General features: G+C 49.0%; 23 protein-coding genes. 14 read left to right on the top strand and 9 right to left on the bottom strand.

Going from position 1 to position 25918, the window contains the following annotated elements:
* Positions 1-26: 26 nt before the first annotated feature.
* The 4 genes from tsaB to ACQ31U_RS09795 are packed head-to-tail and all read right to left on the bottom strand — an operon-like array spanning position 27 to position 5136.
* A complete protein-coding gene (tsaB, locus tag ACQ31U_RS09810) occupies positions 27-767 on the bottom strand; it encodes a tRNA (adenosine(37)-N6)-threonylcarbamoyltransferase complex dimerization subunit type 1 TsaB (protein WP_431051585.1) in 741 nt (246 codons plus the stop codon).
* A complete protein-coding gene (locus ACQ31U_RS09805) occupies positions 764-2686 on the bottom strand; it encodes an ATP-dependent DNA helicase (RefSeq protein WP_431051583.1) in 1923 nt (640 codons plus the stop codon). Before ACQ31U_RS09805 ends, tsaB begins: the two co-directional genes overlap by 4 nt.
* 9 nt (positions 2687-2695) lie before the next feature.
* Positions 2696-4069 (bottom strand): DNA repair protein RadA, encoded by a 1374-nt coding sequence (radA, locus tag ACQ31U_RS09800; RefSeq protein ID WP_431051581.1) that lies wholly within the window; start codon positions 4067-4069, stop codon positions 2696-2698.
* Positions 4070-4086: 17 nt separating this feature from the next.
* On the bottom strand, positions 4087-5136 hold the full coding sequence (locus tag ACQ31U_RS09795; RefSeq protein ID WP_431051579.1) for an inorganic triphosphatase: 1050 nt from the start codon (positions 5134-5136) through the stop codon (positions 4087-4089).
* A gap of 154 nt (positions 5137-5290) precedes the next feature.
* Here ACQ31U_RS09795 and ACQ31U_RS09790 point away from each other — a divergent pair, with 154 nt between their 5' ends.
* The 4 genes from ACQ31U_RS09790 to ACQ31U_RS09775 all read left to right on the top strand — a co-directional run bounded on the left by ACQ31U_RS09790 (position 5291) and on the right by ACQ31U_RS09775 (position 9242).
* Complete coding sequence (locus ACQ31U_RS09790; RefSeq protein WP_431051577.1) at positions 5291-5971, top strand: TIGR00153 family protein; 681 nt, start codon at positions 5291-5293, stop codon at positions 5969-5971.
* Positions 5972-6001: 30 nt separating this feature from the next.
* Positions 6002-7264 (top strand): inorganic phosphate transporter, encoded by a 1263-nt coding sequence (locus tag ACQ31U_RS09785; protein WP_431051575.1) that lies wholly within the window; start codon positions 6002-6004, stop codon positions 7262-7264.
* 85 nt (positions 7265-7349) lie between these two features.
* Positions 7350-7961 (top strand): TIGR04211 family SH3 domain-containing protein, encoded by a 612-nt coding sequence (locus tag ACQ31U_RS09780; RefSeq protein WP_431051573.1) that lies wholly within the window; start codon positions 7350-7352, stop codon positions 7959-7961.
* A gap of 6 nt (positions 7962-7967) precedes the next feature.
* Entirely contained in the window at positions 7968-9242 is a 1275-nt protein-coding gene (locus tag ACQ31U_RS09775; RefSeq protein ID WP_431051571.1) for a multifunctional CCA addition/repair protein, read from the top strand.
* A gap of 19 nt (positions 9243-9261) precedes the next feature.
* Here the strand turns inward: ACQ31U_RS09775 and vapC are convergent, their stop codons facing one another.
* The 3 genes from vapC to ACQ31U_RS09760 form a co-directional block, all read right to left on the bottom strand.
* Positions 9262-9654 (bottom strand): type II toxin-antitoxin system tRNA(fMet)-specific endonuclease VapC, encoded by a 393-nt coding sequence (gene vapC, locus ACQ31U_RS09770; protein ID WP_431051569.1) that lies wholly within the window; start codon positions 9652-9654, stop codon positions 9262-9264.
* On the bottom strand, positions 9654-9878 hold the full coding sequence (locus ACQ31U_RS09765; protein ID WP_431051567.1) for an antitoxin: 225 nt from the start codon (positions 9876-9878) through the stop codon (positions 9654-9656). Before ACQ31U_RS09765 ends, vapC begins: the two co-directional genes overlap by 1 nt.
* 106 nt (positions 9879-9984) lie before the next feature.
* The gene (locus tag ACQ31U_RS09760) at positions 9985-10857 is read right to left on the bottom strand and encodes an endonuclease/exonuclease/phosphatase family protein (protein ID WP_431051565.1); all 873 of its coding nucleotides are present in this window, start codon (positions 10855-10857) and stop codon (positions 9985-9987) included.
* 134 nt (positions 10858-10991) lie between these two features.
* Here ACQ31U_RS09760 and ACQ31U_RS09755 point away from each other — a divergent pair, with 134 nt between their 5' ends.
* The 7 genes from ACQ31U_RS09755 (at position 10992) to tilS (ending at position 19975) form a co-directional block, all read left to right on the top strand.
* Positions 10992-12338: a cation:proton antiporter gene (locus ACQ31U_RS09755; RefSeq protein ID WP_431051563.1), complete on the top strand. Its 1347-nt coding sequence runs from the start codon at positions 10992-10994 to the stop codon at positions 12336-12338.
* A 14-nt stretch (positions 12339-12352) separates the two neighbouring features.
* Complete coding sequence (gene dnaE / locus ACQ31U_RS09750; RefSeq protein ID WP_431051561.1) at positions 12353-15871, top strand: DNA polymerase III subunit alpha; 3519 nt, start codon at positions 12353-12355, stop codon at positions 15869-15871.
* A gap of 108 nt (positions 15872-15979) precedes the next feature.
* Entirely contained in the window at positions 15980-16933 is a 954-nt protein-coding gene (gene accA, locus ACQ31U_RS09745; RefSeq protein ID WP_431051559.1) for an acetyl-CoA carboxylase carboxyl transferase subunit alpha, read from the top strand.
* Positions 16934-17025: 92 nt separating this feature from the next.
* A complete protein-coding gene (locus tag ACQ31U_RS09740; RefSeq protein WP_431051558.1) occupies positions 17026-17187 on the top strand; it encodes a hypothetical protein in 162 nt (53 codons plus the stop codon).
* Entirely contained in the window at positions 17177-17458 is a 282-nt protein-coding gene (locus ACQ31U_RS09735) for a type II toxin-antitoxin system RelE/ParE family toxin (RefSeq protein WP_431051556.1), read from the top strand. The genes ACQ31U_RS09740 and ACQ31U_RS09735 overlap by 11 nt, the downstream gene beginning before the upstream one ends.
* Before the next feature lie 67 nt (positions 17459-17525).
* On the top strand, positions 17526-18389 hold the full coding sequence (gene pdxY / locus ACQ31U_RS09730; RefSeq protein WP_431051554.1) for a pyridoxal kinase PdxY: 864 nt from the start codon (positions 17526-17528) through the stop codon (positions 18387-18389).
* Between the two features lie 275 nt (positions 18390-18664).
* The gene (gene tilS, locus ACQ31U_RS09725; RefSeq protein WP_431051553.1) at positions 18665-19975 is read left to right on the top strand and encodes a tRNA lysidine(34) synthetase TilS; all 1311 of its coding nucleotides are present in this window, start codon (positions 18665-18667) and stop codon (positions 19973-19975) included.
* A gap of 109 nt (positions 19976-20084) precedes the next feature.
* Here the strand turns inward: tilS and ACQ31U_RS09720 are convergent, their stop codons facing one another.
* Both ACQ31U_RS09720 and ACQ31U_RS09715 read right to left on the bottom strand, forming a co-directional pair.
* Positions 20085-21413 (bottom strand): NCS2 family permease, encoded by a 1329-nt coding sequence (locus tag ACQ31U_RS09720; protein ID WP_431051551.1) that lies wholly within the window; start codon positions 21411-21413, stop codon positions 20085-20087.
* Positions 21414-21579: 166 nt separating this feature from the next.
* The gene (locus ACQ31U_RS09715; RefSeq protein WP_431051550.1) at positions 21580-22452 is read right to left on the bottom strand and encodes a LysR family transcriptional regulator; all 873 of its coding nucleotides are present in this window, start codon (positions 22450-22452) and stop codon (positions 21580-21582) included.
* Between the two features lie 140 nt (positions 22453-22592).
* Between ACQ31U_RS09715 and ACQ31U_RS09710 the strand changes: the two genes are divergently transcribed.
* From ACQ31U_RS09710 to ACQ31U_RS09700, 3 genes are all read left to right on the top strand, one after another.
* Complete coding sequence (locus tag ACQ31U_RS09710) at positions 22593-23240, top strand: NAD(P)-dependent oxidoreductase (protein ID WP_431051548.1); 648 nt, start codon at positions 22593-22595, stop codon at positions 23238-23240.
* A 254-nt stretch (positions 23241-23494) separates the two neighbouring features.
* On the top strand, positions 23495-24511 hold the full coding sequence (galE, locus tag ACQ31U_RS09705) for a UDP-glucose 4-epimerase GalE (protein ID WP_431051546.1): 1017 nt from the start codon (positions 23495-23497) through the stop codon (positions 24509-24511).
* 68 nt (positions 24512-24579) lie between these two features.
* On the top strand, positions 24580-25875 hold the full coding sequence (locus tag ACQ31U_RS09700) for an AmpG family muropeptide MFS transporter (RefSeq protein ID WP_431054324.1): 1296 nt from the start codon (positions 24580-24582) through the stop codon (positions 25873-25875).
* The last annotated feature ends 43 nt before the right edge of the window (positions 25876-25918 follow it).

Here is a 25918-nt window from a genome sequence, read left to right as displayed (position 1 = left end):
CCTTAACGGCAAACCATCTTACCTAATCACTCCCGTCCGGGAAGTTTTTTCCACGTCACTTGATTGCGCAGATAGACCGGCTCAATCGCCAGTGCCGTCGAATAATTCTGTTGTTGCCACGCTAACTGCGCCAACGGCAACATATACTGCGCCGATGGCAACAGAATATCACATTTATTTAACGGCGCGGTAGTCCGTTCAAATTGCGGATACGCCGCCCAGCCGGTTCCCACGCAAGCCGCACCGACAAAGACCGCACTTTGCCTTTCCAGTTGCGCCACTTGTTGCAACACATCTTCCGGCGGCAAAACCTGTTCGTCGATCACGGTTTCCCAAGCCGCGTAGGCTTGATTATCAATCGACTGCGGTTGGTAGCGTAACGCGGAAAAATAGACTTCGTTCATGCGCGCGTCAATCGCCGCCAGCACGGTTTCACTACCCTGCGTTTGATACGCCGCTTGCGCCATTGCGGTTAAATTGGAAATCGGAATCACCGGCAACTCTGCGCCTAATGCCAAGCCTTGCACGATGCCGCAGCCGATACGCACGCCGGTGAAACTGCCCGGTCCACGCCCAAATACCAAGGCATCCACTTGGTTTAAGCGGATACCGGCTTCGGCTAAAATCTCATCAACCATCGGCAAAATACGGCGAGTATGTGCTTTCGGGCTAAGTTCGTCCTGCGCTAAAATCCCACCGTTGTAGGATAACGCCACCGAGCAGGCTTCGGTTGCGGTGTCGATTGCCAATAAAATCGTTTTGCTCATTGTTTTGTCTTCTTCAAAAATTCAATCACTTTGTCCAAACTGCGCGTGCGCGTTGAATTGGGCAAGCTTTTCAAAAAGGTTGCGCCGTAAGGGCGCATGACTAAGCGCGAATCGCAAATAATCACCGCACCGCGATCGGTCACATCACGGATCAGTCGCCCCACGCCCTGTTTTAAGCTGATCACCGCACTGGGCAGTTGCACCTGATTAAACGGATCACCGCCTTTCAAACGGCAATCTTCAATCCGTGCTTTTAATAATGGTTCATCGGGCGCACTGAACGGCAATTTGTCGATAATCACCAGCGACAAAGCGTCACCGCGCACATCAACCCCTTCCCAAAAACTGGCGGTGGCGACCAACACCGAATGGCTCTCTTGGGTAAATTTTTCCAACAAGCGCGCTTTCGCCATTTCCCCCTGTAACAACACCGACAGTTCGCTGTGTTCGCGCAGATATTCCGCCAAGCCGCGCATCATCATATAAGAAGTGCACAGCAAAAAACAACGGCCTTGGTTGGCTTCGATCACCGGTAACAACATTTCGCCCAAGCGTTGCAGGGTTTGCTGCTGGTTGCTGCCCGGCAGGAAACGCGGCACACACAACAGCGATTGTTGCGGATAATCAAACGGCGACGGCAATACTTTCTGCTGGCGGGTTTGAATGCCCATGCGTTCACAAAAAAAGTCGAAACTGCCGCCCACTTCCAAGGTGGCGGAGGTGAAAATCCAACCGGCTTTTTGTTGCTGCAACTGCTCGCCGAATTTGTCCGCCACCGTCAGTGGCGTGAGGTGCAGACCGAATTGGCGGTTAAAGGTTTCATACCAATAACAATAGCCGGTGATCGAAGTGTCCAAAATCCGTTTCAATTGCGCTTGAATCGCAGTAATACGTTCAAAAATGCTATCTAACGTCTGCGAACGTCCCAACGCCAATTTGACCACATCTTGTACAAAATCCAGATTTTCTTGCAAATGCCGCACCGCTTTTTGTACCGCACTTTGAGTTAACAATTCACGCAAATTGCCGCGTAAATTGCCTTCGCCCATCATCAGGCGGAAATCCTGCACCACTTTATTCAAATGATCCGCCGCCGTGCCAAGCTGTTTCAGATCTTTGACTTCGGTGCGGTAGCAAATATGAATATCACGGCTGAGATCGAACAGTTGGCGCGAGGTGATCGACTGTCCGAAATATTGGCTGGCAATATCCGGCAGTTGGTGCGCCTCATCGAAAATCACGATTTTTGCTTCGGGAATCAGCTCGCCGAAACCGCTCTCTTTCACCGCCATATCGGCACAAAACAGATGGTGATTGACCACCACCAGATCGGCTTCCAGCGCTTTTTTGCGCGCTTTGGCAACATAACACTCCGCGTAATTCGGGCAATCGCTGCCTAAACAGCTTTCGCTGGTGCTGGTGAGTTGCGGAAAAATCGGGCTGTCTTCCGGCAAAGCGGCGCATTCGCTGAGATCGCCGTTTTCGGTTGCCGCTTGCCATTTACGCACCACCGACAACTGCGCCAACACCGATTTATCGCCCAATACGCCGTCGGCAATCAGTTTATCCAAGCGTTCTAAACAGAGATAATTGGCGCGCCCTTTGAGCAACGCCAGTTTGCCGCTGTAGCCCAAGGCTTTTTGAATGGTCGGCAGATCGCGCTTAAACAGTTGATCCTGTAAATTTTTCGAACCGGTGGAAATGATGGTTTTTTTGCCCGACAACATCGCCGGCACAAGATAAGCAAAGGTTTTGCCCGTGCCGGTGCCGGCTTCGATCACCAGTTGCGCTTGTTGTTTGATCGCCTGTTCGACCGCCTGCGCCATTTCCACCTGCTCTTGACGCGGACGGAATTGGCGGATATGGCGGCTTAAAATGCCGTCGTCGGCAAAGGCGTTGACTACACTGGTTTGCTTCATCGCTTATTCCTAAAAATCGTCCAATACCGCTAGCGCGTCGGCAAGTTTTTTCACCGTAAACACCTGCATTTGATCGATATTGTGTTTCGGTTTGTTGGCGAACGGCACAATCGCACGGCGAAAACCGTGTTTTGCCGCTTCGCTGATCCGCTCTTGTCCGCTGGTGACCGGGCGGATTTCTCCTGCCAAGCCGACTTCGCCGAACACTACCAAATCTTGCGGCAACGGACGATTGCGGAAACTGGAGATTAACGCCAATAATAACGCCAAATCCGCACCGGTTTCCGTCACTTTTACCCCACCGACCACATTGACAAACACATCTTGATCGGACATTTGCACATTGCCGTGACGGTGCAACACCGCTAGTAATAATGCCAAACGGTTTTGCTCCAAACCGACTGCGACCCGGCGCGGATTGGCAAGCATGGAGTGATCGACCAACGCTTGGATTTCAACCAATAACGGGCGGGTTCCCTCCCACAACACCATCACCGAGCTGCCGGAGGTCTGTTCCTCGCCTCGGCTGAGGAAAATCGCCGACGGGTTTTTCACTTCGCGCAAGCCCTGTTCGGTCATGGCGAACACCCCCAATTCATTCACTGCGCCAAAACGGTTTTTATGGCTACGCAAAGTGCGGTAGCGTGAATCGGCTTCGCCTTCGAGCAAAATCGAGCAGTCGATACAATGCTCTAGCACTTTCGGACCGGCAAGCGTGCCGTCTTTGGTGACGTGCCCGACCATAATAATCGCCACTTGTTTGGTTTTGGCATAACGGGTCAAAAACGCCGCGCACTCGCGCACCTGCGCCACGCTGCCGGGGGAGGACTGAATATCCGCCAAGTGCATGACTTGGATCGAGTCGATCACAATCACTTTCGGCTTTTCTTGATCGGCGATATTACAAATCTGTTCGACGGCGGTTTCGGATAACAGCCTGAGTTTATCGCTCGGTAGCCCCAAACGGTTGGCGCGCATTGCCACCTGTTGCAACGATTCCTCACCGGTGACATATAAGGTCGGCATTTGCTCGGCTAAGGTACACATCACTTGCAATAATAAGGTACTTTTGCCTGCGCCGGGGTGTCCACCGATTAAAATCGCGCTGCCCGGCACAATGCCGCCGCCCAACACGCGATCCAGCTCGCTGAAACGGCTGCTGAAGCGTGGCGTTTCTTGTAAGCTGATTTCGGATAGGGTTTGCACTTTCGCCGCCGTTTCGCCGGCATAACCGCTGAAACGGTCGCCTTTCGATACCGTGCTGACCAAGCGCACTTCGCTGATGGTGTTCCACGCTTTACAGGCGCTGCACTGCCCTTGCCAACGGGCGTAATCTGCGCCGCAGTCGTTACAGACATAGGCTTTTTTCGGGGCTTTTGCCATGTTGTTATCCGTTTTTCCTAAGCGTTAAGCGTGAGTTTAATTAAATGGAGTTGGCGTTTTACGCCGTTGCCACGATGTAATAACTCATAACAATACAAAGTGCGGTTCGGCGTATGCGCGCTGCGCTGTAATTCGTTGACTTTGGCTAACACCCGCTGATTTAACTCAATAAATTCATTAATTGACTCATCATCCAACCGCACTTTAGACGGCACTCGTTCATAGGCTTGCCATAGCAACGCTTGGTGTTGGTCGTAATAGGCGTATAGCGCGGCAAACGCCGCCAAACCCGAATCCACGATTTCCGCCGACAATTCGCCGCCGGTCAATAACTCGGCATAATAGTCGGTTAAGCGTTGTTCGTAGGCTAAAAGTGCGGTCAAAACCGCACTTGGCGACGGATCTGCCAACGGTAAGTTTTGCCACTCCGCCTGCCAATCAAAGGGTTGCAACGGCAGTACCCCGGCGAGTTGATAGCCGCGTTTGGCTTTGTTCACCGCTCCCAAGCGAATGCCGTCGCTTAGGCTTAATTGTTCGACAAACGTCAATAAATCATCAACCGAACCGTGTTTCAGCTCAAATTCCACTTCGCAAATCGGTTCAATCCGATCATTGGCTTCGATTTCGCCCTGATCCAGCGCCACTTCGATATTGGCACCGTTGCCTAATTCAATCACCCAAGCTTGGCGCAAAAAGTCGGTGCTGAAAATCGGTTTCAGTTCCGCTTGCAGTTCGGCTAACGGGCGGGCTAACTGCAAATCGCCAAAACGGCTTAATCCCTGCAACCGTGGCACCGCACTGTCCAATTCCACGTCATATTCAGGACGCATATGCAACCCTCCGATCACCTCGCCATCGGTTTTCAGGGTTAAAATAAATTGTTCGTTGATCGTTCTGACCCGCAACCCCATGCGTCGGCTGGAAAAAAAGTCATCGGGCGTGTCATAATAGCAGTTGCCTAAAATTTGTTGGGTGTGAGATAGCACATTAAAGCTCGCCATTTCTTTACTCAAAAAAGTGGCGAATTCTTGGTTAACCAGCAGTTTTAATTCTATTTCCGCGCTCATACATCGGCCTTATAATGTGACAAATTGGTTACAATTTAGCAAAAAATGCTGTTATCTCAAATTAAAATCGTGAGTTATGCTGTGCTTTCGGGTATGATTGCCAGCGAATTGATACGTCTATACCATCATTTTATCGTATATTGGAGTTAATGCTATGCCAATCAACAATATCTTGGGTTTATTTGCTCAATCCCCACTCAAACCGTTACAAAAGCACTCAAACAAAGTCAGCGAATGCTGTGATATTTTGGTGCCGTTCTTCGAAGCCACTTTTAATAATGACTGGGCACAGGCGGAAGAATTAAGACGAAAAATCTCTGAAGCCGAAAAAGAAGCCGACACGTTGAAACGTGAAATTCGTTTAAAACTGCCACGCGGCTTATTTATGCCGGTGGAACGCACCGATTTATTAGAGCTGGTGACACAACAGGATAAATTGGCGAACTATGCCAAAGATATCGCCGGGCGCGTAATCGGGCGTAATTTGTGTATTCCTCAAGCCCTGCAAGCCGAATTTTTGGAATACCTGAAACGCAGTTTGGACGCAACCCACCAAGCATCGTTGGTGATTGATGAAATGGACGAACTGTTGGAAACCGGTTTCAAAGGGCGTGAAGTGAATTTCGTCAACAAAATGATTAATGAACTGGATAAAATCGAAGACGATACCGACAGCCAGCAAATCCAGTTACGCCGCCAGTTGTTGGCAATCGAAGACCAATACAAACCGGTCGATGTCATTTTCTTGTATAAAATTTTAGAATGGATTGGCGTATTGGCTGATCAGGCGCAGCGTGTCGGTTCCCGTATTGAGTTAATGCTCGCCCGCTCTTAATCCCCAAAACAACAATAATAAGGATTTTGTATGGAATTTATTGCCCAATATGGTAGCACCGTAGTGATTATTACGGCTATCGCAGGACTTTTAATGGCGTTTGGTATCGGCGCCAACGACGTATCCAATGCCATGGGAACTTCGGTCGGTTCCGGCACCATTACCGTCAAACAGGCGATTTTAATCGCAATGATATTTGAATTCGCCGGCGCCTATTTGGCCGGCGGCGAGGTCACCGAAACCATTAAGAGCGGGATTATCGATCCGAGCTTATTCACTGCCGTGCCGGAAGTATTGATTCTCGGCATGATGTCGGCATTGTTTTCCGCCGGCGCTTGGTTGTTAATCGCCTCCTATATGGGCTGGCCGGTATCAACCACCCACTCGATTATCGGTGCAATCATCGGCTTCGCCTGTGTCACCATCGGGCCGCACGCCGTCGATTGGGGTTCGGTGAAAGGGATTGTCGGCAGCTGGTTCATTACGCCGATTATTTCGGGTATCGTTGCCTACACTATTTTTATCAGCACCCAACGGTTGATTTTCGACACGGAAAATCCAATGGATAATGCGAAAAAATACGGCCCGTTCTATATGGGGCTGACCACATTTATCCTCAGCATTGTCACCATGACCAAAGGCTTAAAACACGTCGGCTTACACCTGAACGGCATGCAGACCTTTCTGATTTCACTGACAATTTGCGTGGCATCAATCATATTCTGTTATTTTTATTTCCGCAGCGACGCATTTAAAAATCGCGTACAAGGCGGGGCTTTCGGTGGCGTAGAGAAAGTATTCAGTATCCTGATGTTGCTCACCGCATGTTCGATGGCGTTTGCCCACGGTTCAAATGACGTTGCCAATGCGATTGGACCATTATCCGCGGTCGTATCCATTGTCGAACACGGCGGCGTAATCACCGCAAAAACCGCACTTGCGTGGTGGATTCTGCCGTTAGGCGCGGTCGGTATCGTGATTGGCTTAGCGGTGATGGGCTACAAGGTGATGGGCACTATCGGCGGCGGGATTACCGATCTCACCCCAAGCCGCGGCTTTTCGGCGGAATTTGCCTGTGCGATTACCGTGGTGATTGCCTCCGGCACCGGCTTACCGATTTCGACTACGCAAACCTTAGTCGGCGCAGTGTTAGGGGTTGGTTTTGCGCGCGGAATCGCAGCGTTGAATCTGAATGTAATCCGCAATATTTTTGCTTCTTGGATTGTGACTTTACCGGCGGGGGCAATTTTTGCTATTATTTTCTACTATATTCTACACGCAATTTTTATTTAACCGTATTTAACAATCCCAAAGGGGTTAAATTATATGTTGCCTAGGGTAACTTGTTACCCTAGGAAAAATGATCGGAAACCCATCCATGAAAAAACTATTCAACGCCCTATTAATCGGCACTACGCTGTTACTCAGCAGCCAAGCCATTGCCGAAACCCGTTATGTCACCGAAGAATTAAGCACCTACCTACGCCGCGGCGCCGGTGATGAATACCGTATCGCCGGTTCGATTAAATCCGGTGAAAAAGTCACCGTTTTGGCACAAAAAGATAAATACACGCAAATTCGCGACAGCCGGAACCGCGACGCTTGGATTTTAACCAGTGATCTCTCAAGCGAACCCAGCGCTAAAATTCAAATTCCCGCGTTAAAAAATCAAATCCAAGAATTGAGCTTAAAACTGAATAAGATTGATGAAGAATGGCAGCAACGGGTTTCCGAAATGCAACGCCGCACCCGCCAATCGGAAACGCAAAGCAGCCAGTTATTAGAACAAAACACCCAATTAAAACGCCAGTTGGAAATCAGCAATAACAAAAATAAAGAGTATGAAGCCTTGCTCAGCGCAGAAAAACAAGAAATCATCATTCGTTGGTTTATCTATGGCGGTTCGGTGATGTTGGTCGGCTTGCTGCTCGGCTTGATTTTACCGAATATCATACCGCGTCGCCGCCGTCGCAATGACGGGTGGGCATAATACAGTATGGCAACGGAACCGCACTTTCAAACTTATTTGGTCGGCGGCGCAGTGCGTGATCAGCTGCTCGGTTTAGCGGTTCAGGATCGCGACTGGGTGGTGGTCGGCGCCACCCCCCATCAACTGCTAAAGTGCGGTTATCAGCAAGTCGGGCAAGACTTCCCGGTTTTTCTTCACCCGCAAAGCAAAGAGGAACACGCCCTCGCCCGCACCGAACGCAAAAGCGGATACGGCTATCAGGGGTTTACGGTCGATTTCACCCCGGACATCAGTTTAGAACAAGATCTGCTGCGCCGAGATCTCACGATTAATGCGATTGCGCAAGCGGAAAACGGCGAATTAATCGATCCCTATCACGGCATTCAAGATTTAAAAAACCGCACTTTACGCCATGTCTCGCCTGCCTTTGCGGAAGATCCGCTGCGTGTACTGCGGGTGGCGCGCTTTCACGCGCGCTTTGCGAAGCTCGGTTTTGAGATTGCGCCGGAAACGCTGCAATTAATGCAACAAATTAGCGCCGGCGGGGAATTGCAGCATTTGAGCGCCGAACGCGTTTGGCTGGAAACCGAAAAAGCATTAAGCACCGACTCACCGCAAATCTACTTCCGAACGTTGCGTGCCTGCGGTGCGTTGGCGGTATTATTCCCCGAAATTAATGCGCTGTTCGGCGTGCCGAATCCGGAGAAACACCATCCCGAAATCGACAGCGGTATTCACACGCTAATGGTGCTGGAACAAGCTGCCACGCTCACGGCAGAAACGCCGCAAAGTGCGGTTGCCGTGCGTTTTGCCGCACTCTGCCACGACCTCGGCAAAGCCTTATCGCCCAAAGATCACTTACCGCACCATCACGGACACGAAGAACGCGGCGTCGCCCCCATTCAGCAGCTGTGCCAACGGCTAAAAGTCCCAAATCAATATCGTGATTTAGCCGTGTTAGCTTGTCGCTATCATACCCACATCCACCGCATTCAAGAGATGAAAGCGCAAACTATCGTGCGCTTTTTTGACCGGATTGACGCCTGGCGCAAGCCGGAAAATCTACGGCATTTAATCACCGTCTGCCTTGCCGACAGCCGCGGGCGTTTAGGTTTCGAAAACAGCAACTATCCGCAGGCACAAATCGCCCTTGAATATTATCAAAGTGCGGTCAGCGCCGACGTGCAACAAATTATTGCTGCCGGTTATCAAAAACAGCAGATCCGGGAACAACTGACTAAACGGCGGGTTGAGTTGGTGAAACAGAAAAAAGAAGAATATTTAGCTCAAACATCGGACTGATTATTCTCACTCTAACATATTACCCGCTGATCCAATTTTCTAATCGTAATCGCGGAATTCGCATAAATTCTTTCGTGTTGTTGGTCACTAGAATGCTGTTTTGGGCAAGCGCATGCGCTGCAATCAGCATATCTAAACTGCCGACAACCCGCCCTGTTTTTTCCAAATCAGCACGAATTTTGGCATAGTGCCAAATAGCCGTTTCTGAAAATTCCGGCATTTCCAGCGGTGCCAGAAATTTTTCTAAGGCGGCTTTATTTTTGACTGAACCTGATTTTTCTACGCCGAAAGCCAATTCCGCCGCCGTAATACTGGAAATACATAAGTCCCCTAAGTGAAAAGTTTGGAATTTTTTAAAAACGCTTTCCGGTTTATGATTGATGATACAAATATTAGTATCAAGCATATACATTATAATAATTCCTCGCGCTCCACTTCCGTCTGTTCTGCTCTTTCCAATAAAAAACCGGGTTCAAATTCATCTAGCGCTTCTTGCATCAACAGCCAAGGATTGTCGGTTGGCAGTAATAAAACGCCGTTGCCAAAATGTCGAATTGCCACTTCTTCGCTATTAAAGCGGTATTTTTTCGGCAAACGCACTGCTTGACTTCTTCCACTGGTAAAAATTTTAGCCATTTCCATTGCCTTTCTCCCGGTAGCTATCATTGGTAGATACCATACCTCTTGTGTGAAATTTAGCCAAATGATAAATCTCATTGCTCAAGACAGACCATCTAACAACCTACTCCAGCCCAAACTCAATAAACAACGGATTATGATCCGAGGCGGCGGTTTGTTCGGTCCAGCTGTTGAACAGGCGGATCCCGCGCACAAAAATATGATCCAACGGATTACCCAAAAAACGCATGCGTTCGTCCGGGCTAAACCGCACTTCATTCAATCCGTATTGCCGTGCCAATTGTTGGATTAAATTCAGGCGTCTTTCGCTCCAACTGTTAAAATCCCCCGCCAGAATAATCGGGCCTTGGTGTTGGCTGACTAAGTGAAACAGCCCGCGCAGTTGGCGCGAATAATTTAGCGGGTTCCATTCGAAATTGACCAAATGCAGATTAATCACCAACAACGTGCGGTCGGCATTCAATGGATAAGTCGCCGCTTCGGCGATTTTCGGAATGCGAATCCAAGGTTCCGCTTCACTGCCGACACAATAACGCTGCGGCGCAAAAGTCGACAATAACATCACGCCCGACATATTCTCGCGGTAAGCAAATGTGCCGGCGTGGATACCAAACCACTTTTTTTGCGACAACAACCGATCGATCTGATTTTGCTGGCTGGCTTCTTGCAATAGTACAAAATCCGCCTTGTCGGCATAAGCGGACAACCGTTGCTGCCAACCTTCATCTTCGCCTTTATGCAGATTCCAAACCAGCATTTTATACCGCGCTTTAGCCTGCAATTCACCATGCAGCGGCAAAGTGCGGTCATAACACAAGATATTTTCGCCAACCGCACTTTGACGGTAATCCTGCGGATTCAGATTAACGGTTTCAATTTTCGGCGTGGTAAAAATAGTGAGCGGTTGTAAATAATATCCGCCCAGCCCGATGAGCACGGCGAACAATACGCATAAAATTCGGATTCTTTTTCTCATCAATCGTTATCGGTCAGTAAAAATCTCGGATGGCTACAATATAACACTTTACATCTGATCGCTGAATTGTTTTAATTTGCACTACTTTCGCCTGATTCGGCGGCAACCCTTTTTCTTTTGCCAGAGGTTTTAATATGGGTATTTATACCTACATCTGCCTGCTTTCCGCTTTGTCGATTTTAATCGGCTTTGTCACCCATAAAATCAGCCATCGCATTCAATCGACCATTGCAATCAGTGCGGCGGCAATGGTCGGTTCGTTGTTTTTATTGGTCAGTGGCAAGCTGGGCTGGTTTAGCATTGAAAACTTCGCCTTAGGCATTATGCAACAAATTGATTTTAAAAGTTTTTTATTAAACGGGATTTTAGGGTTTCTGCTGTTCGCCGGCGCACTGGGGATTAAATTGCCGATTCTGAAAGATCAGAAATGGGAAATTACGGTATTTGCGTTGTTTTCGACCCTTGCCTCCACCTTTATTATCGGTGTATTGATTTATCTCTGCGCCCAATTAATCGGACTGCCGATTGCGTTTATTTACTGCCTGTTATTCGGTTCATTGATTTCCCCGACTGACCCGATTGCGGTATTGGCAATTATCAAGAATCTGCGTGCGCCAAAACGCTTGTCCATGCAAGTTGAAGGGGAATCGTTGTTTAACGACGGCGTCGGCTTAGTTGTTTTCATCACCATCCTGACCGTTGCTTTCGGCGGCGGTGAGCCGACGGTTGGCGGGATTGTCGAACTGTTCGTACATGAAGCGGGCGGTGGAATTATTTTTGGTTTTCTGCTCGGCTTTGCGGCACATTTGCTGATTTCCGCCACCGATGACGGCAGCATGGAAATTTTGCTCACCCTGACCATTCCGACCGCCGGTTTTATCCTTGCCAACACGTTAGGCGTTTCCGGTGCCTTGGCAATGGTGGTGTCCGGCATTATGGTCGGCAACTGGACGCGCAGCAAAGGCTTTTCCGAACAAAGCCAGCGTTATCTGGATCACTTTTGGGAAATGATCGACCATTTCCTTAACTCCCTGCTGTTCCTGTTAATCGGTTTGGCATTATTGTTGATTAATGTTTCTTGGCAGAGTTTTATCCTTATGCTGCTTGCCATTCCAATTTGTTTGGCGGCACGCTATATCAGCCTGTTGATTCCTTATACCGTATTTACGCGCTTCAGAACCTATAATCCGTACACCTTGAAAATCATGACCTGGGGCGGCTTACGCGGCGGTCTGGCACTGGCAATGGCGTTGTCAATTCCGGCGCAAACCGCGATAATCGACGGTATGGACGTGCGCGATGTGATTTTGGTGATGACCTATGCGGTGGTGATGTTCTCGATTTTAGTACAAGGCATGACGATTGAAAAAATGATCCAGCAAGCCAAAAAAGTGGATCCGAATAAAGAAGATTATTTGCGCCCGAACGCCGAAAGCCGCGCACGTAAAAACGACGATCTGAATGCTTACTTGTCTCACTAGATTTATTCAACCATATGACAGAGCATATAACCCAAAATGAGCCCGCGGCACAACAACTTGTGCCGCCGCGTTTTGTACATTTGCAAGTACACAGTGATTTTTCGATGATCGACGGTTTGGCGAAAGTCAAACCGTTGGTCAAAGCCTGTGCCGCCGAGCAAATGGTGGCAATGGCACTGACCGATTTTAGTAACTTTTGCGGCTTGGTACGTTTTTACGGCGAGGCGTTGTCGTCGGGCGTGAAGCCGATTATCGGCGTCGATGTGTTGGTGCACAGCGAACTGAGCGGCGACGAGCCGTTTTCGCTGACATTGCTGGCAAAAAATAACGACGGTTATAAAAATATCACTTTACTGATTTCCAAGGCATATCAACGCGGCTATCTGGACAAACCGATTCTCGAACAGGATTGGCTGGTAGAACACCGCAACGGGATTATTATTTTATCCGGCGGCCGCAACGGCGATGTCGGTAAATTCCTGTTAAAACAGCAACCCGACAATGTTCAGACCGCACTTGCCTTTTATCAGCAGTATTTTGCCGATCATTATTACCTCAGCCTGACCCGCACCGGGCGGCAAGACGAAGAACGCTATATTCAGCACGTTCTGCCGCTGGCGCAGCAGCAGCTGTTGCCCGTGGTCGCCACCAATGAGGTCTGTTTTCTAAAAGCCGAAGATTTTGAGGCGCACGAAATTCGGGTTGCGATTCACGACAGTTTCACGCTGGATGATCCGAAACGCCCGCAACGTTACAGCGAACAGCAATATTTCCGCAGCGAACAGGAAATGTGCAATCTGTTCCATGACATTCCGCAAGCGATTGAAAATACGCTGCTGATTGCACAACGCTGTAACGTCACCATTCGTTTGGGCGAATATTTTCTGCCGCAATTTCCGACCGGCGACCTCAGCACCGAAGATTATCTGGTCAAACGTTCCGAAGAAGGTTTGGAAGAGCGGTTGTTAACCCTGTTTCCTGATGAAGAAATCCGTAAACAGCGCCGCCCGGAATATGACGAACGGCTAAAAATCGAACTCGATGTGATTAACCAAATGGGCTTCCCCGGTTACTTCTTAATCGTAATGGAATTTATCCAATGGTCGAAAGACAATGATATTCCGGTCGGACCGGGGCGCGGTTCCGGTGCGGGTTCGTTGGTGGCATATGCGCTGAAAATTACCGACCTCGATCCGTTGGAATTCGATCTGCTGTTCGAGCGTTTCCTTAATCCGGAACGGGTTTCCATGCCCGATTTTGACGTCGATTTCTGTATGGACGGGCGCGATCTGGTGATCGAACACGTTGCCGAAATGTACGGTCGCGGTGCGGTGTCGCAAATCATCACCTTCGGCACCATGGCGGCAAAAGCGGTTATCCGCGATGTCGGGCGGGTGCTCAGCCACCCTTACGGTTTTGTTGATCGGATCTCTAAATTAATTCCGCCTACGCCGGGCATGACCCTTGCCAAAGCCTTTGAAGAAGAGCCAATGCTCGATCAAATTTACAACAGCGACGAGGAAGTCAAAGCCCTGATCGACATGGCGCGCCAACTGGAAGGGGTGACACGTAACGCCGGTAAACACGCCGGTGGCGTGGTGATCTCGCCCACCTTAATTACTGATTTTTCGCCGTTATATTGCGATCCCGAAGGCTTGCACCCGGTTACCCACTTCGATAAAAACGATGTCGAATACGCCGGTTTGGTGAAGTTTGACTTCTTGGGCTTGCGCACGCTGACGATTATCAAATGGGCGGTGGATATGATTAACGCCCGCCTCACCAAAGAAAATCAGCCGCCGGTCAATATCGAACGCATTCCGCTGGACGATCCGAAAGCGTTTGAATTGCTGCTGAAAGCGGAAACCACCGCCGTATTCCAGCTCGAATCGCGCGGCATGAAAGACTTGATTAAACGCCTCAAACCCGACTGTTTTGAAGATATTATCGCCTTGGTAGCCCTGTTCCGCCCCGGTCCGTTACAATCGGGCATGGTGGACAACTTCATCCGACGCAAACACGGTGAAGAAGAAATTTCTTACCCTGACGCCGAATATCAACACGACTCATTGAAGCCGATTTTAGAGCCGACCTACGGCATTATTCTGTATCAAGAGCAAGTCATGCAGATTGCGCAAGTTCTTGCCGGTTATACCTTGGGCGGTGCGGATTTACTGCGTCGTGCCATGGGTAAAAAGAAACCGGAAGAGATGGCGAAACAGCGCTCGGTGTTTGAAGAAGGGGCGATTAAAAACGGCGTGGACGGCGAACTGTCGATGAAAATTTTCGACTTAGTGGAAAAATTCGCCGGTTACGGTTTTAACAAATCCCACTCCGCCGCTTATGCCTTGGTGTCCTATCAAACCCTATGGTTGAAAGCGCACTATCCTGCCGAATTTATGGCGGCGGTGATGACCTCGGAAATGGACAATACCGATAAAATCGTTGGTTTATACGACGAATGTTTGCATATGGGCTTAACTGTCACCCCGCCGGACATTAACAATGGCAACCACCGCTTCAGCGTGAATGAAAAAGGTGAAATCGTCTATGGGATCGGCGCTATCAAAGGGGTGGGCGAAGGTCCTATTAGCGCAATTATCGAAGCGCGTAACCAAGGCGGCCGCTTTAAAGATCTATTCGATCTGTGCGCCCGGGTTGATCTGAAAAAAATCAACAAACGTACCTTTGACAGCCTGATTATGTCCGGCGCCTTTGACAAATTAGGACCGCACCGCGCCGCGTTGGCAAAAAACCTGCAAGACGCGCTGAAGGCCTCGGATCAACACGCCAAAGACGAAGCGATCGGGCAAGCCGATATGTTCGGCGTGCTGACCCAAGCGCCTGAAGCAGTGGAAATTGCGTATGCCAACACGCCGAAGTGGTCGGAAAAAACCATTTTGGACGGTGAACGCGAAACACTAGGATTGTATCTCAGCAGCCACCCGATCAGCCGTTATCTGAAAGAACTGTCGCACTACAGCTCGCACCGCATTAACGAGCTGCAACCGAATTTCCGCGGACAAATCAGCACCGCCTGCGGTTTGATCGTCAGCTCACGTATCGCGATCACCAAAAAAGGCAACCGCTTAGGCATTATCACCCTCGATGACCGTTCCGGTCGGCTTGATGCCACGCTGTTTAGCGACGCACTGCAAAATTACGCCGACTATCTGGAAAAAGATCAAATCGTGATCGTCAGCGGGCAAGTCAGCCACGATGATTTCACCCAAGGCTTGAAAATGAACGTGCGCGAACTGCTGCCGCTCGATCAGGCACGCAGCCGCTACGCCAAAAGTCTGGCAATTTGCCTGACGCAAGAGCAAATCACACCGCACTTTATCCGCGAATTTAAGCAAATCCTTGAACCTTACAGCGGCGGCGTAATGCCGGTGCATATTTATTACCAAAGTCCGCAAGGGCGCGCACTGCTGAAACTCGGCACGCAATGGCGGATTCAACCGCACGATAATCTGCTGGAACAGCTCAGCGGCATGTTAGGCGAAGATCAGGTTGAATTGGAGTTTGAATAATTTGATTCGTTACATTGGGAAAATAAAATTTAGCCATAGGTGTAGAAATAGCTTAAAATACGATATTATTAGCATAAAAATATCTTTATTGACCAAGCAGGAATACGCATGAGCCAAGAATTTTTAGATTTTGAATTACCGATTGCCGAACTGGAAGCCAAGATTGAATCTTTGCGTTCCGTTACCCAACAAGATGACAAAATCAATCTTGATGACGAAATCAAACGGCTGCGCAAAAAAAGCGAAGAATTAACCAAGAAAACCTTTGCCAACCTTGATCCGTGGCAGGTATCGAAAATGGCGCGCCACCCGCAACGCCCTTATACCTTAGATTATATCGAGCGGATTTTTACCGATTTTGAAGAGCTTGCCGGCGACCGTGCGTTTGCCGACGATAAAGCGATTGTCGGCGGGATTGCCCGTTTGGACGGCAAACCGGTGATGATTATCGGACACCAAAAAGGGCGCAGCGTAAAAGACAAAGTAAAACGTAATTTCGGCATGCCGGCGCCGGAAGGCTATCGCAAAGCCCTGCGTTTAATGCAACTTGCCGAACGTTTCAAAATGCCGATCATCACCTTTATCGACACCCCGGGCGCCTATCCGGGCGTGGGCGCGGAAGAACGCGGTCAATCGGAAGCGATTGCACGCAACCTGCGCGAAATGTCCACCTTAAAAGTACCGGTTATCTGTACCGTGATCGGCGAAGGCGGTTCCGGCGGTGCGTTGGCAATCGGTGTCGGCGATAAAGTGAATATGTTGCAATACAGCACCTATTCCGTTATTTCCCCTGAAGGCTGCGCCTCAATTTTGTGGAAAAGCGCGGATAAAGCCTCACTTGCCGCCGAAGCCATGGGCATTACGGCGAAACGGCTGAAAGAATTAAAATTAATCGACAATATTATTGATGAACCACTCGGCGGCGCACACCGTAATATAGAATTAATGGCGGAAAAGTTAAAACAACGCTTGTTAAACGATCTGCAAGATCTCGAGGTGCTAGATCAAAAATCGCTGTTAGATCGCCGTTATCAACGGTTGATGAGCTATGGCTATTGTTAAATCTAACGCAATATTGAGAACGAAAGATTGCAATTCTGCTACGTTGTAGTATGTTAATTGAAACAAAATAGCAATGCTAACGAGAGGAATTTATGGAAAATATGACTGCTGAATATAAAAAATTCCGTGATGAAAAAGTAGCTAAAGCACTTGAAGATTGCAAGAACGGACGTGTCGTTGATTCTGAAGAAGTCTATCGTTCTCTCATTGAAACCGCATTAAAGGCTGAAAAGGCAGGTTGCCTTGCAGCCTAAAATTATCTATACAATTTCAGCTCAAAATGACTTGAATAATATCGTTTATGATTTAACTGAACGCGCCAATATGCGAACGGCGATTGAGCTTGTACAGAAAATCTATAACAGCATTGAAAATCTAACGCCGTTTCCTCAAATGGGAAAACCACCACCTGACGGTACAAGCGAAATCTACCCTGAAAAATATCGGGTTGTATATCGTTATGAAGCGAATGAGGTTGTCGTGTTGGCTGTTATTCACAGTGCTGTATCCCAGAGACCTTGCTGAATGTTTTGACTGAAATTAACTTCATGTTTCCAATTATCTTTTCTCTTTATTTATCAAAGGTTACCCAATGAAAAACGTTTTATCCATTCAGTCCCATGTTGTTTACGGTTATGCCGGCAATAAAGCGGCGGTGTTGCCAATGCAACTGTTAGGGGTTGATGTTTGGCCTTTAAACACCGTACAATTTTCCAACCACACCCAATATCAAAAATGGAAAGGCATGGTGATTCCGAAAGAGCAAATCGCCGAAATCACCCAAGGAATCGCAGAAATTGACGCCTTGCACGAATGCGACGCCATTCTTTCCGGTTACATCGGCGCCGCCGAGCAGGGGCAAGAAATCCTGAATACGGTCAAACGGATTAAAGCGTTAAATCCGAATGCGATCTATTTTTGTGATCCGGTGATGGGACACCCTGACAAAGGCTGTATCGTCGCCCCGGGCGTAGCGGAATTCTTGGTCGAACACGCCCTGCCTGCGGCGGATTTGCTTGCGCCGAATTTAGTGGAATTGCGCGAGTTGAGCGGTTTAAGCGTGGAAAATTTCGATCACGCGCTTGAGGCGATTAAATATCTGTTGGCAAAAGGCGTGAAAAAAGTGCTGGTGAAGCACTTAAGCAAAGTCGGCAAAGACGCCAATCAATTTGAAATGGTGCTGGCAACCCAAGACGGCATTTGGCACATCAGCCGTCCGCTGCATGAATTTGCCGGACGCGATCCGGTCGGGGTGGGCGATTTAACCAGCGGAGTGTTCTTGGCGAATTTGTTAAACGGCAAATCGGATTTAGAGGCGTTCGAACACACCGCCAATGCGGTGAATGATGTGATGAGCGTGACGCAACAAAGCGGTAAATACGAATTGCAAATCGTCGCCGCCCGCCATTTGATTATGCAACCGCAAAGCCAGTATAAAGCGGTTAAGATTGGTTAGTTTCAGACTAATCTCATTCAATTAAACATAACTATCGGGTTTCGCCGATGGCGACTTCCTTTTCTTTGTTTCGCCAAAGAAAAGGAAGCAAAAGAAAGCGACCCTATTGCGGTGCTGATCTTCGCTTAGTATGAATTTGCTTAACGGAAAATTTTTAAGACTCGTCGCTACGCTCCTCAAACACAAGAAAAATTTCCCTACAAATTTCATACACGCTCAGGCACCGCAGAAGGGAAATTTAAAACAAATCGCCACATACGAGCGAGAAATAAAGTATGTCAGACCTCCTCTCCAATCTCCACCACACGTTGCAGCAGCAAGGGCTGACGCACGCCGCGTTTTTGTTGGCGTATAGCGGTGGGCTTGATTCGACCGCACTTTTATCGCTGTTTGCCCAACTGAAACAACAACTGCCGCAACTCCGACTGCGTGCAGTTCATATTCACCACGGCTTAAGCCCCAATGCCGATCACTGGGCGCAGCATTGTCAGCAGCAATCTGAACAGTTTCACATTCCGTTGATGATCGAAAAAGTGCGGTTAGACCCGAAAAAAAGTCCGGAAGATGCCGCACGCGAGGCACGTTATCAGGCGTTTAAACACCATTTAAACGATAATGAAATTTTGGTCACCGCGCACCACCTCAATGATCAAAGCGAAACCCTGTTGCTTGCGCTAAAACGCGGCAGCGGAGTCAAAGGCTTGGCGGCAATGCAAGTGCGGTCTGAACTGTGGCAAATGCCGATTTTCCGCCCATTGCTGCCCTACTCCCGTGAACAATTGGCACAGTATGTTGCAACGCAACATCTGACGTGGATCGAAGACGAAAGCAACCAAGATAACCGCTATGATCGCAACTTCCTGCGCAACCGCATTCTGCCGGAACTGCGCCAACGCTGGGCGGCGATTGACCGCACTTTACAACGTTCGGCGCAACATTGTTACGAGCAGCAACAACTCATCGAAGAATTATTACAACCGCTGTTTGAACAGTTATATTGCCCGCAAAACCGCACTTTCAATATTTGCCAGTTCGCCGAGTATTCTCGTCCGAAACAAAATGCGTTATTGCGTTTATGGCTCAGCCAAAGTGCGGTTGCCATGCCGTCGCAACGGCAATTGGATCAACTGATCGAACAGCTGATTTTCGCCCGCCACGACTGCCGGCCGCAGCTTGCATTGGGTGAACGGATTATCCGCCGTTATCAACAACGTTTATATTTAACCGAAGCGTACGCCGATCTTTCATCGCTTATTATTGAAGTTACATTCGATCAAAACATTCGCTTACCCGACGACTTAGGCGAAGTGCGGTTTGTGCCGCAAGCAGACAGGCTGAATGTGATTTGGCAACAACATGCGGAGCGTATTTTTTCTCTGCCTTTACCTAACAATAATGAAAATATTCAACTCCGTTTTCGCTATGCCGGTAAAGTGCGGTTAAGCCCGAACCGAGCCAATCAAGATATTAAAAAAATTTGGCAACAAGCCGGCATTCCGCCATGGCAACGGCAACGCACGCCGTTGGTGTTTTATGGCGATGAACTGATGGCGGGATTGGGCGTTTTTATTAAACAACAGGATTAAAAGGATTAAGCCCGATACAATATCGAACTCAATCCGTTCATTAAGTAGTCCAACTTTTTGGGGGCAGATCAGCTGCAAGTGCGGTGAGTACTTTACGATAAGTTAAAGGTTAAATCGCCCAACCACCGGCGTAGAAGCCGACCAGAATCACGGCAATAATAATCGTACCGAGGTTTAATTTTTGGATTTCACCGGAAACGATACGCCCAATCACCAACGACGCAAAGCCCAACATAATACCGGTAACAATATTGGCGGTCAGCACGATAAACACCGCGCAGATTAAGCCGCTCATTGCGCCGACAAAATCGTTGAAATCCAATTTGCTGACATTACTCAACATCAGTAAACCGACATACATCAACGCCGGTGCGGTGGCATAGCTCGGCACTAAAAAAGCCAACGGTTGCAGGAACAGCATAAACAGGAACAACACGCCGACCACAATCGCCGTGATCCCGGTTTTGCCGCCTGCCGCAGTGCCCGCCGCCGACTCGATATACACCGCCGCCGGGGCAGTGCCGAATAAACCGGACATCATGCTGCTGACCGAATCGGAAGTTAAGGCTTTGCCGCCGTTGATGATTTGTCCGTCTTTGTCTAATAAATCGGCTTGTCCGGCAACAGCGCGGATTGTGCCGGTTGCGTCGAAAATAGCGGTCATCACTAAGGCGAACACAATCGGCAGAATCGCCGGTTGCAACGCGCCCATAATATCTAAGCTAAATACCAACGAATTTTCACCGAACGTCGGCATTTGGAAAATTTTACCGTTGAAGCTCACATTCGGATCAGCCGCCAAGCCGATTAAGGTAATCACAATAATCACCAGTAAAATGCCGCCTTTGACCTGCAAACGTTCTAAACCGACAATCACCGCCAAGCCTAACAACGACATCATCACCGGAAACGAGGTGAACTCGCCCATTTTGACCGGTAAGCCGGCAGGATTGCTCACCACCAAACCGACATTATTCGCCGCGATCAGTAATAAAAACAAGCCGATTCCGATCCCGGCACCGTGGGCAATGCTGCTCGGTAAGTTACGCAAAATCCAAGAGCGAATGCCGGTGACGGAGATCAGCGTGAACGCCACGCCCATTAAAAAGACCGCACCCAGCGCCACCGGAATACTGACTTGCTGCCCGATCACCAAGCTGTAGGCGGTAAATGCGGTTAATGAAATCGCACAGCCGATTGCCATCGGCGCATTCGCCCATAACCCGATTAAAATCGAGCCTAAACCGGCGACCAAACAGGTGGCGATAAAAACCGATTCCGGCGGAAAGCCTGCGTCACTCAACATACTCGGCACCACGATCACCGAATACACCATCGCCAAAAAGGTGGTTAACCCGGCGATCAGCTCTTGGCGCAGATTGCTGCCTCTGGCACTGAGCGAGAAGCGTTTTTCCAATAAAGGACTTTGCGTTGTCATAGTTTTGTTCCTAAACGTTAATCAAAAAGAAAAGAAAGATAAAATAAAAAGCGCCCTATTTTACCCGAGCCGTTGTTGACAATCTATCGAATCCCTTGTGATATCGCGAAAAATATTCAATTTATGCGCAGAATAATAACCGGGTGTCCCACTACCGCACTTTGGCTTATTGATTTTGCACCAACCAAGTATCGCAGAAATCCAAATACACCCGCACAATTGCCGAAGGATGACGGTGAGCGGTATAAATTTGGTGTACCGGCAACTGCGGCATAACCACCTGCGGTAAAATCCGCACCAATTCGCCGCGTTCTAAAGACGGCTTGGTGACGAATTCCGGCAGTTCGCAAATTGCCATATCCGCTAGCGTGTAATCCAATAGTTGGCGGAAACTGTTGGCGGCAAATTTAAGATTAGGCGTATAGTTTTTGCCGTCTAACTGCCATTGTGTGGTGCTGCCGTGAGTGAAATGCCAGCCGGCAAGGTCAAAATTTTGCAGCTCCGCAACCGTTTGCGGCGCACCATGCCGGGCGATAAAGGCTTGGCTCGCAACCAACATCGTTTGAATCGGGGCGCGGCGTTTGGCGATTACTTTATCCGTCACTAATGCGCCGATTCGCAGCGCCACATCAATCCCGTCTTCAATCAAATCCAGTCGCATATCGGTGTATTGGCAGCTGATTTGAATATGCGGATAACGGCGTTGAAAGTCGATCAGCAGTTTGCCCCAAAACTCAAACCCGTCCGGCAGCGATAAACGCAAGCGTCCGTACATCTGCTGCATATCGCTGCGCACCGTACGCTCCGCTTCCAGCAGGCTTTCGATACCGTAAAAGGATTGGTCGAACAGCCGTTGCCCAATGGTGGTCAGCTGAATCCCCTGTTTGGAACGCAGCAATAACTGCATATTAAGCGATTGTTCCAAATCACTGATACGGCGGCTTAAGGTCGGCAACGGCACCCCGATTTTCTCCGCCGCAGCGGATAAACTGCCTGCCTGTGCGGCGGCAATAAACATTCTGACCGCATTCAGATCCATCTTATCCTCTCATTTTTGAAAGTTATATTTTCTAAAATCACCATTCTATACTAAATTCAAAATGAATATACTACATTCCATCGAAACGGTACGCCGTTTTATTCACTCATTGATCAACATTTAATTTAGAGGACAACATTATGAAAATCGCAGTTATCGGCGCTACCGGCACGGTGGGGCGTGGCATTATCGCAGAAGCCGCAGCACGCGGACATCAAGTGACCGCATTCGCGCGCAATGTCGAAAAAGTCAAAAAAGCGGATAATATCCAAGCCGTCGCTTTCGACGTCAATGCGGCAGATTTTGCCGAACAATTAATCGGCTTTGATACGGTTATCAGCGCCTTCAACAGTGGCTGGACCAATCCGAACGCAGGCGCAGATTTTGAAAAAGGCGCAAAAGCCATCACTGAAGCGGCGAAATCTGCAAACGTGCCTTACTTATTAATCGTCGGTGGTGCAGGCAGCCTGTATATCGCACCGGGTGTGCAGTTAATCGACACCCCGGAATTCCCGAAAGAAATCTATGACGGCGCCAACGCAGCGCGTAACTGGCTGAAAGATCTGCAAGATCGCCGCGATGTCAATTGGGCGTTTATCTCGCCACCTGCCGCGTTCTCGGGCGACATCGACACCCGCAGCGGCAACTACCGCACCGGCAAAGATGAGGTGTTATTCAGCGGTGATCAACTCGCCGATATCTCACTGCCCGATTTGGCTTGTGCCATTGTCGACGATGTCGAAGGCAAAAACCATTTATTCAGCCGCTTCACCGTGGCAGAAGCCTAATTCAAGGATCTAACGAAAAGCCAAAACGATGATAAACCGCGTGAGCAGCCGAATACTCGGTTGTTCACTTTTCTCATTATCGCAGTTATCAATCACGGTTTATAATCGCATATCCCCCATACGATTTTGCTAAAAATGTTGCACTATCTCAATTTTTTCGCTCATAAAACACGGAATTGCGGATTGGCACATGAAATTCGTTCTAAAAAGCCGTACACTATAGCCTGCTTATTTTTCACTTCAGGAGACATACTATGGCAATTTTAGTTACCGGCGGTGCGGGCTATATCGGTTCGCATACCGTGGTTGAGCTGTTAAATGATAATCAAGAGGTGGTGATTTTAGATAATCTGTGTAACTCTTCTGAAAAATCGCTGCAACGGGTTGAAACCATCACCGGGAAAAAACCGCACTTTTATCAAGGCGATATTTTAGACGCGGCAATGCTGCAACGGATTTTCAAACGCCATCAGATTGATTCGGTTATCCACTTTGCCGGGCTGAAAGCGGTCGGCGAAAGCGTACAAAAACCGATCGAATACTATGAATGCAACGTACAAGGCACGCTCAATTTGCTGCAAGAAATGCGCAAAGCCGGCGTGTTTAATATTGTGTTCAGCTCCTCCGCCACCGTGTACGGTGATCCGGAAGTCATTCCGATTACCGAAAATTGCAAAGTCGGCGGCACCACCAATCCTTACGGCACCTCAAAATTGATGGTCGAACAGATTTTGAGCGACACGGTAAAAACCGATCCGCGCTGGAGCATGATCATTCTGCGCTATTTCAATCCGGTCGGCGCGCACAAAAGCGGTTTGATCGGTGAAGATCCAAATGGCATTCCGAACAATTTACTGCCGTATATCAGCCAAGTGGCAATCGGCAAATTACAACAACTCTCGGTTTTCGGCAGCGACTACAACACCCCGGACGGCACCGGCGTGCGTGACTATATTCATGTGGTCGATTTGGCACTGGGACATTTGAAAGCCCTCGCCAAGCACAAAAACGACAGCGGTTTACATATCTATAATTTAGGCACCGGTATCGGCTATTCCGTGTTAGACATGGTGAAAGCCTTTGAACAAGCCAACGGTATCACCATTCCGTATAAATTGGTCGAACGTCGTCCGGGCGATATCGCCGCCTGTTATTCCGATCCGAGTTTAGCCGCGCAAGAACTGGGCTGGAAAACCCAATATTCGCTGGAACAAATGATGAAAGATACTTGGAACTGGCAGAAAAATAACCCGAACGGCTACCGCGATTAACCGTTCCGTTAACGAACAAATGAATCGACAAAGCGCTAGCCGGTTCATTTTTATTTAGAGGCTTGATGATGTCCGAACAACAAAAAAGCATAATTTCCCAAATTTTCACCCGCAAAATGCTGATTTGCGTTTTTACCGGCTTTAGCTCCGGGCTGCCGCTGTATATTTTAATCTCGCTGATCCCGCTCTGGTTGCGCGCCCAGCAAGTCGATCTGGCGACGATCGGTTTCTTTGCCTTGACCGGTTTGCCGTATACTTGGAAATTTTTATGGTCGCCGTTGTTAGACCGCTTTGTACCGCCGTTTTTAGGGCGCCGCCGCGGTTGGATGTTTGTCTCCCAACTGTTATTGTTGGTTTCGTTGGCACTGTTTGGTTTTCTCGATCCGCAAACTCACGGCGGATTACGACTGATTGCCGCCGCCGCAACGTTAGTCGCCTTCTTTTCCGCCACGCAAGATATCGTGTTAGACGCCTATCGGCGTGAAATTTTGGACGATAAGGAACTGGGCTTAGGCAACTCGATTCATGTCAATGCCTATCGGATTGCCGGATTCATCCCCGGATCATTGTCGCTGATTTTGGCGGATTATCTGCCTTGGGCAACGGTGTTTATCATTACCGCACTTTTCATGCTGCCGGGAATTTTGATGACCCTGTTTCTCAGTTATGAACCTAAAATCGATCTGTCGGCAAACCGCACGTTGACCGATACCGTGGTCAAACCCTTCCAAGAATTTTTCAGCCGTAAGGGGATTTGGGGCGCAATCGGCATTCTCGGCTTCATCTTTTTGTATAAGCTGGGCGATAGTATGGCAACTGCGCTGATTACGCCGTTCTATCTGGACATGGGGTTCAGCACCAGCCACATTGGCATTGTGGTTAAAAACGCCTCGGTTTGGCCGATGTTAATCGCCGGTATTGTCGGCGGCATTATCATGCTGAAAATCGGGATCAACCGTGCGCTGTGGCTGTTCGGCTTGGTGCAAATTATCACGATTCTCGGTTTTGCTTGGTTGGCATCTTACGAATATTTTGAAACCGTCACCACCAAGGCATTAGTGATTCTTACGATTGTGGTTGCCGCCGAATATATCGGTATCGGGCTGGGCACCGCCGCGTTTGTGGCGTTTATGGCGAGGGAAACCAATCCGCTCTACACCGCGACCCAACTGGCGCTGTTCACCAGCTTGGCTGCCTTGCCGCGTACGTTGTTTAACTCGCAGGCAGGCGTGTTAATCAACTATTTCGGCTACTACGACTATTTCTGGTTCTGCTTCTTCCTTGCCGTACCCGGCATGCTCTGCCTGTATTGGGTTGCGCCGTGGAATGAAAAAGGCAATGGCAACAGTGAAAACAAGGCGTAATCAAAGCCGAGATAACCGCACTTTATCTAACCCAAAGTGCGGT

The organism is Testudinibacter sp. TW-1 (assembly GCF_050613185.1).
In the GTDB taxonomy this organism is placed as follows: Bacteria; Pseudomonadota; Gammaproteobacteria; order Enterobacterales; family Pasteurellaceae; genus Chelonobacter.
This window is presented reverse-complemented; position numbering and strand designations above follow the sequence as displayed.